The following is a 16935-nucleotide window of genomic DNA, read 5'->3' on the forward strand; positions in this document are numbered from 1 at the left end:
ATAGCTCAATACATGGGGGCTACTCGCCCCCAAACCCCTCGGTGTTTTCAGGTATAGATTATTAAGCCTGAAACCCCCTCAGATTTTTGCACTTCTATTGAGAACTTGCCAAGTAATTCAATCTACATTATTCTTAAAATATTCAAGTTTATCTTTTACAACTCTTGCAATCTCTTTCGCCTCCTGATAGCACCCATCAATTTCTTCATAGGTGTATGCCTTCCTAGCCTCAGCGATGCTTTCGGTTGCAACCTCTTCGAACATATCGAAGACAATTTGCTCATTATTATTTTGCTTCATATCTAACACTATTAAGAATTAGTATTTCCTTGTTCAAGTATCACCCACACACCGGTTTTATCACTTCCTTCTTGCCTTATAATACCAGTTATTTTCATTACCGCCAATTCTTTTCTCCGTTATTGAAGTCTCCGACAAGATTACCGACAAAGTCTCCGACATTTATTGTCGGCAATCAACTTTCCACAAAACGATAACGTATTGGTTTTCAATTATTTTCCTTTCCGACATATTACCGACATGTCTCCGACATTTTTCTCCGACATTTACATCGGCATTACCGCCACTATTACCGCCACATTACCGCCAAAACAATATTTACACCGACAAAACTGCATCAACCTTCAGCGTTCACAGACCAACTGCAAATTGATTACTTTCCCCAAATTATCCCCAAAGAAAGAAGAAGAAGGAGAAAATCGTAAAAAACGGTTTACACCTTATTATATAAAGATAACACCTTGACCGTACAAAACATACAGTCAAGGTGCTAGAGTATAAAGATTTTGATTAATCTTTCAAACAACCAATTGGCACAACATAGACACCATCGTCCCTGCGAACTGCATAACGAGATGTACCTGTTAGAACCATAAGGAAAGATGGGGATTTCATTTTCGTATCATCGATTTTAGAAGCCAAGAGCTTTAGATTCTTTGCTCCTTCTTCGATGTTCTTCTCACCACCCAATTTAATTTCTATCAGTCCATAATTTCCATTACGCAAATGAACTACGGCATCACACTCCAAACCATTACCATCACGATAATGATACACTGTTCCATCAATAGCATCGGCATAAACACGCAAGTCTCTGATACACATTGATTCAAAGAACAAGCCCATCGTACTGAGGTCATTCACCAAATCATTTGGACCTATACCTAAAGCTGCAACACCAATAGAAGGATCAGAAAAATATCGGGTATCCGAAGTGCGAATAGCCGTTTTACTTCGCAAATTTGGATTCCACGCCAAGGAATCTTCCAATACGAAAATTTTCTTCAATGCCTCTATATAGGAAGCCACCGTATTGCGATTGGCGGCTACAATATCATTATTCTCCAAATCAGCACAGATGGTATTTACCGTTACCTGAGCACATTGGTTTCTTGCAAGAGAACGCAATATTCTTTTTGCTCTTTCCGGATCACGGTTTACATTATCTACACGAGAAATGTCAGAGTGAACCACGGCTTCATAATATCTATATGCCATATCAAGTGCTACCTTCTTACTAACCATCGTTGCCTTTGGCCAACCACCCCGACATATCAACCATGCCAAAGAATCAATATTGAGAGGATTAGTTGCAAAAACTTCTGCTACGGGATTAGCAAACAATTCCTCAAGACTGACTTCATTTGTAGAATCGCCAGATTCTGAAAGACTCATTGTCCTCATTGTCAACCATGCAAATCGACCAGTCCCTGAATGGTGAATTTTGCTTGTATCAACAGGGACTGCAGAACCAGTAAAGATGAATTGCCCTAGTTCATCTCTATGATCAACCTCAAAACGAGCAGCATCCCAAAGTTGCGGGGCTAATTGCCATTCATCAATAAGACGAGGCACTTCTCCTGAAAGCAACTTTTTGGGAGAAAGATTTGCAAGTTCCACATTCTGTTCCATGTATTCAGGATCATCCATATACACAACGCTCTTTGCTTGCTGTTCTGCAGTTGTCGTCTTTCCACACCACTTGGGGCCTTGTATCAAAACGGCACCACTACCCAAAAGTCTCCGACTTAACATTTTATCTGCTATTCTTGCCTTATATTTCTTCATAATCATATTTTTTTAACACCGCTGCAAAGATAATCAAAAGTTACTGAATATTAGCATTTTAAACGTTAAATTATGCAAGTCGAGGCAATTTCATTGTGCAAGTCGAGGCAATTTCATTGTGCAAGTTGAGGCAATTCTATTATGCAAGTTGTGGCAATTTCATTGTGTAAGTTGAGAATCTTACTTTCCTATCTTCTTCATTCTATCAACCTGTGTCTTAATTACATCAAGCGTTGATTTATCTGTAGAGAAGACGGAATTCAGACCTTGAGTTTCTTGAGCTGGATCGCCGGTGTAATCATCACCCACCTGCCACTGCTCGTGCTTCGGCTGGGCAAAACCACCCCAGCCCCAGAAGTTGCAACCGGCAAAATAACCACCAGAGGCGGCATTGTCGCCAACAAGACTGAAGACATACTTATAATAACCATCACGACCTTCTGTAGTAGAAGAAGGAGAGAAGGAGAAACCGTCACGAGGATAACCGAACTCTTCCATCACCAACGGCTTACGGATGCGACCGCAAACAGCAAGATGTTCATCAATATACTCCTTTGTGTTTTTGCAAGATACGCCTAAATCTTCCAGCAAATGATCCTTTCTTGCCCAACTCCAGTTGTAAGGCCACAAATGGATATTGCAATAATCCACATTGCGGTCGGCACAAATGCGTTCCCAGCAATCCAACTCGTTTTCACAGCCCCACTTGCCTTCACTTCCGATGGAGATAAGATGGTTCTTATCGAGTGAACGGATCAGCTTGCTTGTCTCTCCCAGCCATTTCTCGAAAGCAGGCAACTGCTCCTTGCTGAAGGCACGAGGCTCATTACCTATCTGCCATGACATGATGGCTGGATCGTCCTTATATTTTTTCTTTGTATATCTATTGGTTCTAGTAAGAATGAAACGCACGTAATCATAGAAGAGCTGGTGAGCCTTATCACAGGAAGCATACTGAGCCACGAAATTCATGAATGCCGAATAGCCATCCTCATCAGGACGTGGCGCCTTGCCTAAACCTGCCTGCTCCAGATAATAGCCGTAACCGCCGCTCCATTCCCAGGAATTGTTGAGATAGAGCACAGCCACCATCTTGCGTTTGCCCATCTCCATCAGGAGATAATCGAGACCGGCAAGTATGGTATCATTATAAACGCCCGGTGCTTCCTGCAAGGTAGGTTCCACCTTGGTCTTCACCCCACGCTTGCCATCGGAACCCACCAGGATGCGCAGGTTGTCGATGCCCATCTCCTTCATCTTGTCAAGTTCACGGCAGAGTCGTTCCCGGTTGCCGCCCTGTCCCTCTGAGCCCAGGATAGCGCCATACCAGAAGTTGGTGCCTACATAATAATAAGGTTTACCATCACGAACGAAATGTCCGTCCTTTACCTGTACGAAGTCTGACTTTGCTAAGAGATTACATGTAGCCAATGCCATCGCCAATAAAACAAATAATTTCTTCATCTATGATTCTGTTTATGATTAAGTTTGAAGTTTATGTAAATATCGGGTGCAAAGATAATAAATATGGGCAAGAAAATATGATACTTTCTTGCCCATTCTACATACAAATCCTTATAAATGTCTTTTAGTTGCTATAAGCACTCTCACCATGCTCGTAGATATCGAGACCTTCCTCCTCTACTCGCTTGTCAACACGTACACCAACCGTCTTATCAACTACTTTGAAGATGATGAAGGTAACTACGATGCTGTAGATGATGCTCACAACGATGGCTACCACCTGAACCCAAAGCTGATGCCAATCTCCATAAAGGGCACCTTCAACGCCTTCGGCACCAGTTACATATCGTGTGGCAAAGACACCGGTGAGGATAGAACCCAAAATACCGCCCATACCATGCACGCCAAAGGCATCGAGAGCATCATCATACTTGAACTTCTCCTTTACTACCGCTACCATGAAGAAGCAGACGATGGTGGAAATGATTCCAATGCAGAAGGCACCTAAAATATCCGTACTGCCTGCTGCAGGAGTGATGGCTACCAGTCCGGCTACAGCACCGGTACAAGCACCTACCGTAGTTGGCTTCTTGTTGACAATCCAGTCGATGAGCATCCAGGTGGTGGCTGCTGCAGCTGTTGCGATATGGGTTACGAGGAAGGCATTGGCAGCCAGACCATCAGCAGCCAAACCGCTACCGGCATTGAATCCGAACCATCCCAACCAGAGGAACGACATTCCCATGAACACGAAGGTGATGTTGTGAGGAGTGATAGGATGACCAGCACGATAATCATCACGCTTGCCCACACAGAGTGCCATGACCAAAGCGGCTACACCGGCATTGATATGAACCACGGTACCACCCGCAAAGTCGATGGCTCCCATCTCCTGCAGGAAACCGCCGCCCCATACCCAGTGGGCCATTGGAAGATAGGCGATGATAACCCAGAGAATGGTGAAAAGTACATAACCGCTGAACTTGACACGCTCGGCGAATGCACCGAGAATCAAGGCTGGAGTAATGAGGGCAAACATGCACTGGAACATCACGAAAGTGAGTTCAGGAATGCCCGTTGGCATGATGGCATCCAAACCGATGCCGTGGAGGAAGCACTTATCGAAACCTCCGATGATGCAAGCCAAAGGGTTGCCGCTATCCGCATATTCTGTAGAGAAAGCCCAGGAATATCCGAAGGCTACCCATATCAAACTGACTACTGCCACGATGAATACCGTCTGCATCAGGATGCTGAGGATATTCTTCTGGCGCACCAAACCGCCGTAAAAAAGTGCAATACCTGGGATTGACATCAAGAGCACCAAGATGGTTGCCATGATCATCCACGCTGTGTTACCCGTATCGAGTGTTGTCAATAATAAACTGCTCATAAATATCTTATAGTTAAATTAGAATACAATATTATAATATAGTCTCTCAAATATAAACTTCAATACCAATCATAAAGTTCAATGTTCAAACCTCAAAGTTCAAAGTATCTTTATTCCTCTTTCTCTGCATTATAGAGAGCAATGTCGCCTCGCTCGCCGGTTCTGATTCGAACGGTATCCAATACAGGAATCACGAAGATTCGACCATCTCCAACTTCACCGGTCTGTGCTGCACCCTGGATGGCTGCGATGGTTGGTTCCACATTCTTGTCACGAACCACGATGTTCAGGAGCACACGCTCGATGCTGCTGGTATCGTACATCACACCACGGTAAATGCGAGCCTGGCGCATTTTTCCCTCTCCTCTTACATTATAATAAGAGAACCACTCGATGTCGGCTGCTAAAAGCGCCTTCTTGACATCTTCGAATCTAGACTTACGGATAATTGCCTCAATCTTCTTCATAATCCTTTAATAATTAATAATGTGTTAATACCTTTATTGATTGTCTCTTTTCGAAAACGAACCTTCATTGGTTGCTATTTAAATCAAGCTTTTCTTTTACATTATGTTCGTTTTCGGCTGCAAAATTAATACATTTTGTCAGCATTTTAAAGAAATTCAACACATTTAGTTTCTACTTCTCTCCCGAAATTTTAAATTTATCCAACCTAACTGTTTTCTTCTTACATATTATAATCTGCAAACGGTTATTGCATTACAAATTGTAAGAGAGCAAAAAATACCCACTATTTAATGTATGCTTTTTCTTGCATATTTCAACAAATAGTCGTACCTTTGCAACCGAAATCAAACAAATAGTCATCGAAAGTATCGATTGATTAGCAAAAAGTCAAATCTCAACAAGAGACAAGACGTGAGAGATAAAAGAAGAAATTCAAACTTAAAGGACAACGCAATATGAAAGAAACTGTTCATTTCACCAAGATGCAGGGAGCGGGTAATGACTACATTTATGTAGACACCGAGCAGTATAACATCCCTGACCCAGAGAAGGCAGCCATTGCCTGGAGTGCTTATCACACGGGCATAGGAAGCGATGGACTGGTTCTCATCGGTAAACCGCATGACGGCAGACGAGCCGACTACTCCATGCGTATCTTCAATGCCGATGGTTCAGAAGCGATGATGTGCGGCAATGCAAGCCGATGCATCGGAAAATATCTCTACGAAAAGGGATTGACGAGAAAAGACACCATCCGACTGGAAACCCTTTCGGGTGTCAAGATATTGAGATTGCACATTCAGGAAAACACGAAAACCGTGGAATCGGTGACTGTGGACATGCTGAAACCGATATTGGAAAATCCTGAGCAATTCATCGGTCCTTCAACGCTGGAAGCTGACGGAAGGACATTTGAAGGAACTTACGTATGTATGGGAAATCCACATTTTGTAACCTTTGTGGAGGACATCGACACCATCGACATCGCCCATTACGGTAAGATTCTGGAAAGAGACAAGGCTTTTCCTCAGCGCTGCAACATCGAATTCGCACAAGTGACAGATACAGACGTCATAAGAACTAGAGTTTGGGAAAGGGGAAGCGGAATTACAATGGCTTGCGGAACAGGAGCCTGTGCCACAGCCGTTGCCGCAGCCCTTACCAAGCGTACCGGCAGAAAAAGCAGTATCGTGATGGATGGCGGAACGCTCCAGATAGAATACAGTGAGGCTGATGATCATGTTTACATGACGGGACCTGCAGCTTTCTCATTCGAAGGAGAAATTGAATTATAAATAAGAGCAAACTTAAATAACAAATGGTCGATAATGACCACAAATAAAAGGAGAAACAAAATATGGCATTAGTTAATGAACATTTCCTGAAGTTGGCAAGCAATTACCTGTTCGCCGACATCGCAAAGAAGGTAACAGCCTACAAGATTGCACATCCAAAGCAGCGTGTAATCAGCCTGGGCATCGGTGATGTAACCCAGCCTCTCTGCCCTGCCGTCATCAAGGCAATGCACAAGGCTGTAGACGAGATGGCTGTGCAGGCTTCCTTCCGAGGCTACGGTCCGGAGCGAGGCTACGACTTCCTCCGCGAGGCTATCATCAAGAACGACTTCCTGCCCCGTGGCATTCATCTCGATGCCAACGAGGTCTTCGTGAACGATGGAGCCAAGAGCGATACGGGAAATATCCAGGAGATTTTGAGATGGGATAACAACATCGGCGTTACTGACCCGATTTATCCGGTTTATATAGATTCTAACGTGATGATAGGTAGAGCGGGAATCTTTGAGAATGGCAAGTGGAGTAACGTAACCTACATGCCTTGCGATGAAAGCGATGACTTCATCCCTCAGATTCCTGACCACCGTGTGGATATGATTTACCTCTGCTATCCAAACAACCCTACGGGTACGGTCATCTCGAAGGAAGAACTCAGAAAATGGGTAAACTACGCTATCAAGAACGAGAGCATCATCCTCTATGATGCAGCCTACGAGGCATATATCACCGACCCGGAAATTCCTCATTCTATCTACGAAATCCGCGGAGCCAGAAAGGTGGCAATAGAATTCCACAGCTATTCGAAGACTGCCGGTTTCACTGGCGTGCGCTGCGGTTACACCATCGTTCCAAAGGAACTGAAGGCAAAGACACTGGCCGGCGAGGAAGTGGCATTGAATCCTATCTGGGACCGCCGCCAGTGCACCAAGTTCAATGGTACCAGCTATATCAGCCAGCGTGCTGCCGAAGCCATCTATACCCCTGAGGGCAAGGAACAGGTGAAGGCAACCATCAACTACTATATGGAGAATGCCCACTTCATGAGAGCAGAACTCCAGAAACTCGGCTTGAGAGTATATGGTGGTGAGAATGCACCTTATCTCTGGGTGAAGACACCAAACAATACACCTAGCTGGAAATTCTTCGAAGAGATGCTTTATGGTGCCAGCGTAGTCTGCACTCCAGGTGTCGGCTTCGGTCCATCGGGCGAAGGCTACATCCGACTCACCGCCTTCGGCGAGCATGAGGACTGCAAGGAAGCCATGGAGAGAATAGCCAAATGGCTGGGAAAATAAACATTCCAACAGATTATAAAAACATTGAAAATCAGAAATTTTAAATTATATAAGGTATGAGCAACTTAAGATTTGAAGCTGTTTCAGAGGCTTCCAAGAGAAAGCCTGTTGAGGTAACCGCTCCTAGCGAGCGACCAAGTGAATTCTTCGGAAAGAAGGTATTCAACCGACAGAAGATGTACAAGTATCTCCCTGCAGATGTCTATGAAAAACTGGTAGATGTCATCGACAACGGAGCACGTCTCGACCGTAACATCGCCAACGCCGTAGCCAAAGGCATCAAGCAGTGGGCTGACGAGAATGGCGTAACACACTACACCCACTGGTTCCAGCCATTGACAGAAGGTACTGCAGAGAAGCACGATGCCTTCATCGAGCATGATGGCAAGGGTGGTATGATCGAGGAATTTTCAGGCAAGTTGCTCGTTCAGCAGGAGCCTGATGCATCATCATTCCCATCTGGCGGTATCCGCTCTACCTTCGAGGCTCGCGGTTATTCTGCATGGGATCCAACATCTCCTGTATTTATCATCGATGATACACTCTGTATCCCTACTGTCTTCATTTCTTACACAGGTGAGGCACTCGACTATAAAGCTCCATTGCTCCGTTCATTGCACGCTGTAAACGTAGCAGCAACAGAGGTTTGCCACTACTTCAACCCAGATGTCAAGAAAGTTATTTCCAATCTCGGTTGGGAGCAGGAGTACTTCCTGGTAGATGAAAGCTTGTATGCTGCACGTCCTGACCTGATGCTGACAGGCCGCACCCTGATGGGTCACGATTCTGCAAAGAACCAGCAGATGGACGACCACTACTTCGGCGCCATTCCTGAGCGTGTTCAGGCATTCATGAAGGATTTGGAAATCCAGGCTCTTGAACTCGGTATTCCTTGCAAGACCCGTCACAACGAGGTAGCACCAAACCAGTTTGAGTTGGCACCTATCTTCGAGGAGACCAACCTTGCCGTTGACCACAACATGCTCCTGATGAGCTTGATGAAGAAGGTAGCTCGCCATCATGGTTTCCGCGTACTTCTCCATGAGAAGCCATTCGCAGGCATCAACGGTTCCGGTAAGCACAACAACTGGAGTCTCGCTACAGATACAGGCATCCTGCTTCATGGCCCTGGCAAGACACCTGAGGACAACCTCCGTTTCGTAGTCTTCATCACAGAGACTTTGATGGGTGTATACAAGCACAACGGTTTGCTCAAGGCTTCTATCATGAGTGCAACCAATGCGCATCGTCTGGGCGCCAACGAGGCACCTCCAGCAATCATCTCTTCATTCCTCGGCAAGCAGTTGACCGACCTTCTCGAGCACATTGAGAAAGCCGACAAGAAGGATCTCTTCACCGTAGCTGGCAAGCAGGGCATGAAGTTGGATATCCCTGAGATTCCTGAGTTGATGATTGATAACACCGACCGTAACCGTACATCACCATTCGCCTTCACCGGTAACCGTTTCGAGTTCCGTGCCGTAGGTTCTGAGGCTAACTGTGCTTCAGCGATGATCGTATTGAACACAGCTGTGGCTGAGGCTTTGACCGACTTCAAGAAGCGTGTGGATGAGTTGATTGCCAAGGGTGAGGATAAGACATCTGCCATCATCGATATCGTTCGTCAGGATTTGAAGACCTGCAAGCCTATCCGTTTCGACGGTAATGGTTACTCAGATGAGTGGGTAGAGGAAGCAGCTAAGCGTGGTCTGGACTGCGAGAAGAGCTGTCCAAAGATTTTCGAGCGTTATCTCGACCCTGCATCTATCAAGATGTTCGAGGATATGGGTGTCATGAAGAAGAACGAGTTGGAAGCTCGTAACGAGGTGAAATGGGAGACCTATACCAAGAAGATTCAGATTGAGGCTCGTGTAATGGGCGACTTGAGCATGAACCACATCATCCCTGTGGCTACTCACTATCAGAGTCAGTTGGCTAAGAATGTGGAGAACATGATTGACATCTTCGGTGACGAGGAAGGCAAGAAGTTGACAGCCCGCAACATCAATATCATCAAGAAGATTGCCGAGCGCACTCAGATCATCGAGACCGGTGTTGAGGAATTGGTAAATGCCCGCAAGGTAGCCAACAAGATTGAGAATGAGCACGATAAGGCAATTGCTTATCATGACACGGTAGCTCCAAAGATGGAGGAGATCCGTTATCAGATTGACAAGTTGGAGTTGACAGTAGCCGATGAGCTCTGGACCTTGCCTAAGTATCGTGAGCTTCTCTTCATCCGCTAATCAGCAATGTCTTCAAAATAGATAAGACATATTTCTGACAGATAAAAAACAAAGCTCTAACAAGAGCTACTCTTCATCAGATATAACAATTGAACGATCAATCTATTTCTTTTATTGGTTGTTTAAGTTTGCAGGCTGCATCATTGTGAAATGGTGTAGCCTTTTTATTTTCAGATAGTTACATAAAGTAAAACCACATTCAAAACAGCCTCAACAAAGCATTGAGTACCTAAAGTAGTACCTAAACTGCATAAAAAACCCCACCTTATAGCAAGATGGGTTAAATAACATTGCAGTGCAAATGCACTATCAGTGGGGTTGCTGGTGCAAAGGTAGCAAATTTATCTGGAAAGCAAAGAAATTTAATGTTAAAAACATAGAAAGCACTGTACAAAATATCCTTGCTTTTTATCGAACAAGCACAAGAAAAGCCAAAAAATATCAATATAGGTTTAATAAATTAACACTCTTTAGGGTTCAATTCAAGAAATAGCCAGGATTTGGGATTATTTTATGGTTCTTCAAGCAAAAATTATACACCTTAAACGACAAGCATAACCGCCTTTAACGAAAGAATTCGATACTCCCGTTTTGATATATCAAGTGGATGCACAGCAGCTGTACTACGCATGCACATCAATTGTTGTACATGCGCATATCAGCTGTTATGCGAGCGCACAACAGCTGTTGTGCGGGCTACGATACTAACTGTTCCAGAAACATATACTATATTTTCTGAGAACTTCTTATATGATAATCAATAACTTTTATTCGTTAGTACTACAGACTGAAACGTTTGCACTAACCATACCACAACTATGCTATTTTTCATCTGCCATATTCATATTCCTGGCAGATTCTTTCTTTTTCTCATAATTTGTGAGTACTTTTGCAGAAGATTTACTGGAGGAATTTTCAATTACAGGCAAGACGAATCTACAAACATAAATAAGAGAGAGGGGAAAAAGAAAGGTTGCTTTATATCACGCTTTCCATACTTCACTGCCTATCATGGCAGGATATGGATTTCTGGGACTGACTTATGGCATTTATATGCATGAGTTGGGCTTCAACTTTCTGTACCCTATGCTGCTCGCCATTACCGTTTATGCCGGCAGTGCAGAGTTCTTGCTGGGCAACATGCTGCTGGGCAGCTTCCATCCCCTACAAACCCTCCTGATGGTATTGATGGTGAATGCACGACATCTGTTTTATGGGCTCTCGATGCTCGAAAAATATAAAGGATTGGGATGGAAGAAATTCTTCCTTATCTTCGGCATGTCGGGCTAGACCTTTGCCCTGGCTAGTACTTCCAAGATTCCGGAAGGAACCGACAGAGGATGGTACCTGCTCTGGATTACCTGGCCCGATGAAACCTATTGGGTTATTGGGGCAACGCTGGGCGGCCTCATCGGTCCGTTTCTATCCTTCGACCTCAAAGGATTCCTTGGCGCAGGTGGCAGCCGTAGCCTTCACCATCCTCATCCACGTATGGAAAAGGAATATGATGTGGTCGATAGCAGCAGGCACCCTCTGCTATATGCTGCTCATCAGAATTCTACACTTTTAATCCCGATAAAGCCATCACACACTTATATCACTTAAATACATTTTTCCAAGGTAAAAACAGCCAATTTTATACATTTTTCCAACCCATTTTCAGGCCATTACTTACACTTTTCCAACTTTTTGATGATATAATTAATCAGAACAGCCTCTCTGCAAGAGTATGCAGAAAGGCTCAACATTTTATAGGAACATTACAATACTTCTAATTCATTTCTCTTCATAATGAGGGGATAACGTTCTGGATGTTTCAAACTATCAATTTCCAAATCCACATCAAGTTTGGGCCATTCTATAGCATTTTTACCACTCATTCTTACCTCAAGGGCATCAGAGATGCATGCATGTTTCATCCAAGGTATCCTATTATAAGATATAAAATAATCATTACCTTTTACAGAAAGCATAATGCCCTTATCATTAATCATCAAGACGCTTACCTGTGTGTCTTGCGAATTTGATTTTAAAATCGTCTCCATTTTCTTTAAGTATTTTTTCGATGAAACTTAATTCTTTACTACTAAAGCCTAAATTTTCTGCTAACTCAATATCTGGTTCCAACCAGTACTTAGCCTCATTTTCCGCTTTTACGACATGAATATGCATTCGTAATTCCTCATTGGAGTAAATCTTAAACACAAAACCATTTATTTCTTTAAACTTTGGACTCATAATTATCTTTCTTTTAAGATATTCTCACTTCCGTCAGCAAAGATAAACAAATAATCTGATAGTACTATCATTCATTAAGATATTTACACCTTTTTATATGGCAGGCACCCTTTGCTATATGCTCCTCATCAGAATCTGATTATACATATTTCTCCATCAACACAAAGGTGATGAATCCCAGGAGAAGAGCGTAAGTGGCTTGCTTCTGAAAACCATGGGCATGGGTTTCAGGAATCATCTCGTCGCTCGTTACATAAAGCATGGCACCACCGGCAAAACCCAGCATCACGGGGAGGAAGGTGGTAGAGGCTGAGCCCAAACCGAAACCCAACAGAATGCCTACCACTTCGAGCAGGGCGATGAAAATGGAAATGAAGAAGGTGCGGACTGCTGTAACACCAGCCAACATCAAGGGAGCAATAATCACCATACCCTCTGGGATGTTCTGCAGGGCGATACCGAAGGATACCCCCCACTCCGTTGCTCCCTCTGCCGAACAGACACTCACTCCAGCCGCCATGCCTTCGGGCAGTTTGTGCAGGGCTATCGCCATCACGAAGAGCATCACATGACTGAGCCTGACATTGTTGCGATGCTCCTCGGGGTCTAGGCCCGTGATGTGATGAAGATGGGGAGTTACCCAATCTAGCACATTCAGAAACAGGGCTCCTGCCATCACGCCGATTACTACCAGCCACCAAAGACTGGTCTGTTCGAAGGCTGGCACTATCAGTCCCAACGTGGAAGCTGCCAGCATGATTCCGGCACAATATCCCAACACAGCATCATTCCATTTATGGGGCAACTCCTTGACGAAGAATCCCAAAATGGCACCTATAATCGTGGCACCGCAAAGCCCGGCAGCACTAATCAATACGTTTGTCATAATCAATAAAATATATCGAAGTTATTCAGTTATTACTAATTATGTTTTGTTATGGTGAAATTGGTGCTTTCCAATTTCATATCATCATTCCTATTTCAACTTCTTATAACCGTAAGATGCGTTATTACCCAACTGCTCTTCGATGCGGATAAGCTGGTTGTACTTAGCCATACGGTCAGTACGACTCATAGAACCTGTCTTAATCTGACCAGAGTTGGTTGCTACGGCAATATCAGCAATTGTAGTATCCTCGGTTTCACCAGAACGATGGGAAGTAACGGTGGTGTAACCATGGCGATGAGCCATCTCGATAGCATCCAGTGTCTCGGTGAGAGAACCAATCTGGTTCACCTTGATGAGGATAGAGTTGGCAGCACCCATCTTGATACCCTTCTCCAGGAACTTCACGTTAGTAACAAAGAGGTCGTCACCTACCAACTGGCAACGGTCGCCGATGGCAGCGGTCAACTTCACCCAGTTGTCCCAATCGTTCTCATCAAGACCATCCTCAATAGAATCGATAGGATATTTGGTAATCAGCTCCTCCAGGAACTTGATCTGCTCGGCAGCAGTCAGTTTCTTACCATTAGGATCCTTCTTCTTGCCATCCTTCAACTGGCGGTAATCGTAGAACCACTCACCATTCTCCTGAACGGCAAACTCGCTGGCAGCACAGTCCATGGCAATCTTCACATCCTTTCCTGGCTCATAACCGGCATCCTTGATAGCCTGGCAGATGCTGTCGAGCGCATCCTCAATACCATCGAGTGCAGGAGCAAAACCGCCCTCATCACCTACGGCAGTAGAAAGGCCGCGGCTCTTCAGGAGCTTAGCCAAAGCATGGAACACCTCAGCACCCATACGGATAGCCTCCTTCTCTGAAGGAGCACCCACAGGACGGATCATAAATTCCTGGAAAGCGATAGGCGCATCAGAATGAGCACCACCATTGATGATGTTCATCATAGGAACAGGAAGGGTGTAAGTATTGCAACCGCCAATGTAGCGATACAATGGGATGTGGAGATACTCAGCAGCAGCATGAGCCACAGCCAGAGAAACACCGAGGATGGCATTGGCACCCAGGTTTGACTTGGTCTTGGTGCCGTCCAGTTCCAACATTTTATAATCTATGGCACGCTGCTCTAAGGCAGAAAAGCCAGCCAAAGCAGGCGCAATCACCTGATTCACGTTCTCCACAGCCTTCAAGACACCCTTGCCGCCATAGCGGCTCTTGTCGCCATCACGAAGTTCCAAAGCTTCGTTCTCGCCAGTTGATGCACCAGAAGGAACCGATGCACGACCTACGACACCTGACTTCAAAGAAACTTCAACCTCTACAGTAGGGTTGCCACGAGAATCCAAGATTTCTCTTGCATGAACATTTTCGATAATCATAATACTATAATACTTTTAATTACATTAAACATTTTTTCCGAGTGCAAATTTAGGTATTATCTGATAAACCACCAAATTTCGGACATCATCAAAACTAGGTATTTGCCAAGAAAAACCTACTTATAAGTATGCAGTAAATCACCATTTATCACTTCCCCATCATTTTCCCGATAATCTCCTCGAAATCTTCCTTCTGCATGGCACCCATCTGTATAGTGGGATTGCCCTTCATCGGAATGAAGAGGAAGGTAGGGATGCTGCGGATGCCGAAGACGGAAGCCAGTTCGGGTTCCTGGTCGATATCCACCTTATAGAAATCTATCTTGCCGGCATATTTCCCGGCAAGAGATTCTACCATGGGAGCCATCATCTTGCAAGGTCCACACCAGGTGGCATAGAAATCGATAATGGCAGGACGGGAGCCTGCAAACACCCACTCATCGGGATGAGACTCGTAATCCATAATCTTCTTCCTGAAATCGGAAGCTGTAAGCACCTGCACCTTTCCAACAGAAGCAGACTGATTACTACTGCCAGCTACTGACTGACCAACCTTCTCAGCCTTACTCTCAGACTCAACACGAGAAGGCAGCCCCTTTGAGATGCCTTCCTGTTTCTTGTTGTTTTGCGAACATCCCATAAAGGCTAAAGCCATCATGGCATATAAACAAACATTTTTCTTCATCTAATCATTCTTTAAAATTAATAAGCCAAATCGATTGCAACAGGATATACTCGACATGGGTCGAAGTATTCCGCACAACTGTTCACCATTGCCTGCAAATCAGCCTTGGCAATACCATGGAATACCTGCTTGCCATTTACCATGATGGTTACAGGCTCATTGAGGTTAACCAACTGGTCGTTGAGATAAACTCTCAGCCTTCCACCTGTTGCTACAGAATAGCTGCGGTTGAACTTCAGATCAATGCCCCACTGCTTATCCTTCAAGATAGTGGTATAATCCACATTGCTCACCTTGATGGAAACCACGTTCTTGTCGATATCCATCTCGTAGTAAGTTCTCTGCTCTGATGGACGAGCCAGCACCTGCAGGTTGTAGAAACCGGAACGATGTCTTCCATCCATCTCGAAATCCTCCCAAAGTACGGTCTTAGGATATGGATTGCGAACAAACTGCTTGAGCCAAGGAGTAGTCAGACCATAAGTGATGTGATGCTGCATACCCGGCAAGAGCTGGATGCGATGGCGGAAGATTGGAGTCTTATCTACTGACAATGGGCGAGCCAACTGCGCAGAATCGAATGCCACCTGGGTGTACCAGGTCAGGTCGTTGCGATAGAAACCGGTATCATCAGCACCCGTGAGGAACGAGAAACCGATGTTGGCACAGTTTTCCACAGGCGCATTCTTCAGAGGTTCACCACCAGCCATCGGACCCGCTGCAGCCCAATAGTCGGCATAGAAGGAAGCGAGACGCTGACTTCCATATCCACCTTCACTGATGCCGAATACATAGAGACGGTTGGCATCCACCTCACCCTTTACCAGGTTCTGGCGAATCAGTTTTTCGAAAGCATACTGCTTAGAGAGATGCCACCAGCGATAATATTCACCCTCGTTAGGAATCTGAGGAATGAAATAGATGGAAGGAGAATCCTGGAAGCTCAGACCGAGCTTGATGCCATTTGACCACTCATGGTCCTTAGGTCCCGATCCGTGAACATACAGGAAGAGAGGGAACTTACCGTCAGCAGCCATTCCCTTCTTACCATAATAATAAGGCATCACGGCATTAGGCTCCAGGCACTGAGGCAGATTCCAGGAGCTGTTTTTTTCCAACTTCAAATCTTCAGGCTCGATGAGTTTCTCTTCCTGCAGGTTCTTGTTGGCATCACACCATGCTGTCCAGACCATCTTCTGGTAGCTGGCGATATCCTTGCCGTCAATAGCGGCATGGAGTTTGGTGTCAAGAGGTGTGTTTTTAGCGAATTCTGCCTTACCGTCTTTCTCCAATGCTTTCTGTTGCGCTTTGAGCGACTGCAGGAAGTAGGCATTCACCTTTTTCTGCAATCCCTGTGACTGCGCCATAGTCTGGGTTGAGTAGCTTAGTGAGGCAAGCGCCATCACCATGTAAATCATTTTTTTCATTTCGTACATTGATATATATAATTACTAGATTTTTCCGATTACCAGATTTTTA

The 16935-nt window shown here is 44.8% G+C and carries 16 protein-coding genes; 5 read left to right on the forward strand and 11 right to left on the reverse strand.

All coding sequences use genetic code 11. From position 1 onward, the window contains the following. Positions 1 to 117: 117 nt before the first annotated feature. From ACTQ53_RS14820 to ACTQ53_RS14840, 5 genes are all read right to left on the reverse strand, one after another. Positions 118 to 300 carry a hypothetical protein gene (locus ACTQ53_RS14820; protein WP_441933852.1) on the reverse strand — a complete coding sequence of 61 codons (183 nt, stop codon included), beginning with the start codon at positions 298 to 300 and terminating at the stop codon, positions 118 to 120. Positions 301 to 810: 510 nt separating this feature from the next. Further along, on the reverse strand, positions 811 to 2088 hold the full coding sequence (locus ACTQ53_RS14825; RefSeq protein ID WP_441933854.1) for an ATP-binding protein: 1278 nt from the start codon (positions 2086 to 2088) through the stop codon (positions 811 to 813). A gap of 180 nt (positions 2089 to 2268) precedes the next feature. Continuing rightward, complete coding sequence (locus ACTQ53_RS14830; protein WP_441933856.1) at positions 2269 to 3552, reverse strand: glycoside hydrolase 5 family protein; 1284 nt, start codon at positions 3550 to 3552, stop codon at positions 2269 to 2271. Between the two features lie 124 nt (positions 3553 to 3676). Beyond that, on the reverse strand, positions 3677 to 4945 hold the full coding sequence (locus ACTQ53_RS14835) for an ammonium transporter (RefSeq protein ID WP_441933858.1): 1269 nt from the start codon (positions 4943 to 4945) through the stop codon (positions 3677 to 3679). Between the two features lie 110 nt (positions 4946 to 5055). Beyond that, the gene (locus ACTQ53_RS14840; RefSeq protein WP_006849503.1) at positions 5056 to 5412 is read right to left on the reverse strand and encodes a P-II family nitrogen regulator; all 357 of its coding nucleotides are present in this window, start codon (positions 5410 to 5412) and stop codon (positions 5056 to 5058) included. A 456-nt stretch (positions 5413 to 5868) separates the two neighbouring features. On the opposite strand from ACTQ53_RS14840, the gene dapF reads away from it, so the two are divergent. From dapF to ACTQ53_RS14865, 5 genes are all read left to right on the forward strand, one after another. Continuing rightward, positions 5869 to 6708, forward strand: coding sequence for a diaminopimelate epimerase (gene dapF / locus ACTQ53_RS14845; RefSeq protein WP_441933860.1), 840 nt, complete (start codon positions 5869 to 5871; stop codon positions 6706 to 6708). A gap of 62 nt (positions 6709 to 6770) precedes the next feature. Further along, positions 6771 to 8003 (forward strand): LL-diaminopimelate aminotransferase, encoded by a 1233-nt coding sequence (locus ACTQ53_RS14850; protein ID WP_153121884.1) that lies wholly within the window; start codon positions 6771 to 6773, stop codon positions 8001 to 8003. 56 nt (positions 8004 to 8059) lie between these two features. Continuing rightward, a complete protein-coding gene (locus ACTQ53_RS14855; RefSeq protein ID WP_006849499.1) occupies positions 8060 to 10249 on the forward strand; it encodes a glutamine synthetase III family protein in 2190 nt (729 codons plus the stop codon). 1011 nt (positions 10250 to 11260) lie between these two features. Next, complete coding sequence (locus ACTQ53_RS14860) at positions 11261 to 11539, forward strand: AzlC family ABC transporter permease (RefSeq protein WP_441933863.1); 279 nt, start codon at positions 11261 to 11263, stop codon at positions 11537 to 11539. Positions 11540 to 11543: 4 nt separating this feature from the next. Continuing rightward, entirely contained in the window at positions 11544 to 11819 is a 276-nt protein-coding gene (locus ACTQ53_RS14865; protein WP_441933865.1) for an AzlD domain-containing protein, read from the forward strand. Between the two features lie 190 nt (positions 11820 to 12009). On the opposite strand, the gene ACTQ53_RS14870 is transcribed toward ACTQ53_RS14865, so the two are convergent. The 6 genes from ACTQ53_RS14870 to ACTQ53_RS14895 all read right to left on the reverse strand — a co-directional run bounded on the left by ACTQ53_RS14870 (position 12010) and on the right by ACTQ53_RS14895 (position 16883). After that, positions 12010 to 12294 carry a DUF2442 domain-containing protein gene (locus ACTQ53_RS14870; protein WP_228113194.1) on the reverse strand — a complete coding sequence of 95 codons (285 nt, stop codon included), beginning with the start codon at positions 12292 to 12294 and terminating at the stop codon, positions 12010 to 12012. Further along, a complete protein-coding gene (locus ACTQ53_RS14875) occupies positions 12236 to 12487 on the reverse strand; it encodes a DUF4160 domain-containing protein (RefSeq protein WP_441933867.1) in 252 nt (83 codons plus the stop codon). The genes ACTQ53_RS14870 and ACTQ53_RS14875 overlap by 59 nt, the downstream gene beginning before the upstream one ends. Before the next feature lie 139 nt (positions 12488 to 12626). Then, positions 12627 to 13373 (reverse strand): ZIP family metal transporter, encoded by a 747-nt coding sequence (locus tag ACTQ53_RS14880; protein ID WP_294968919.1) that lies wholly within the window; start codon positions 13371 to 13373, stop codon positions 12627 to 12629. A 90-nt stretch (positions 13374 to 13463) separates the two neighbouring features. After that, positions 13464 to 14771 (reverse strand): phosphopyruvate hydratase, encoded by a 1308-nt coding sequence (gene eno, locus ACTQ53_RS14885; RefSeq protein ID WP_441933869.1) that lies wholly within the window; start codon positions 14769 to 14771, stop codon positions 13464 to 13466. 148 nt (positions 14772 to 14919) lie between these two features. After that, positions 14920 to 15456, reverse strand: a complete 537-nt coding sequence (gene trxA, locus ACTQ53_RS14890) for a thioredoxin (protein ID WP_441933871.1) — start codon at positions 15454 to 15456, stop codon at positions 14920 to 14922. A gap of 17 nt (positions 15457 to 15473) precedes the next feature. After that, the gene (locus ACTQ53_RS14895) at positions 15474 to 16883 is read right to left on the reverse strand and encodes a hypothetical protein (protein ID WP_441933873.1); all 1410 of its coding nucleotides are present in this window, start codon (positions 16881 to 16883) and stop codon (positions 15474 to 15476) included. Positions 16884 to 16935: the final 52 nt, after the last annotated feature.

The organism is Prevotella sp. Sow4_E9_plate (assembly GCF_052116205.1).
GTDB lineage: Bacteria > Bacteroidota > Bacteroidia > Bacteroidales > Bacteroidaceae > Prevotella.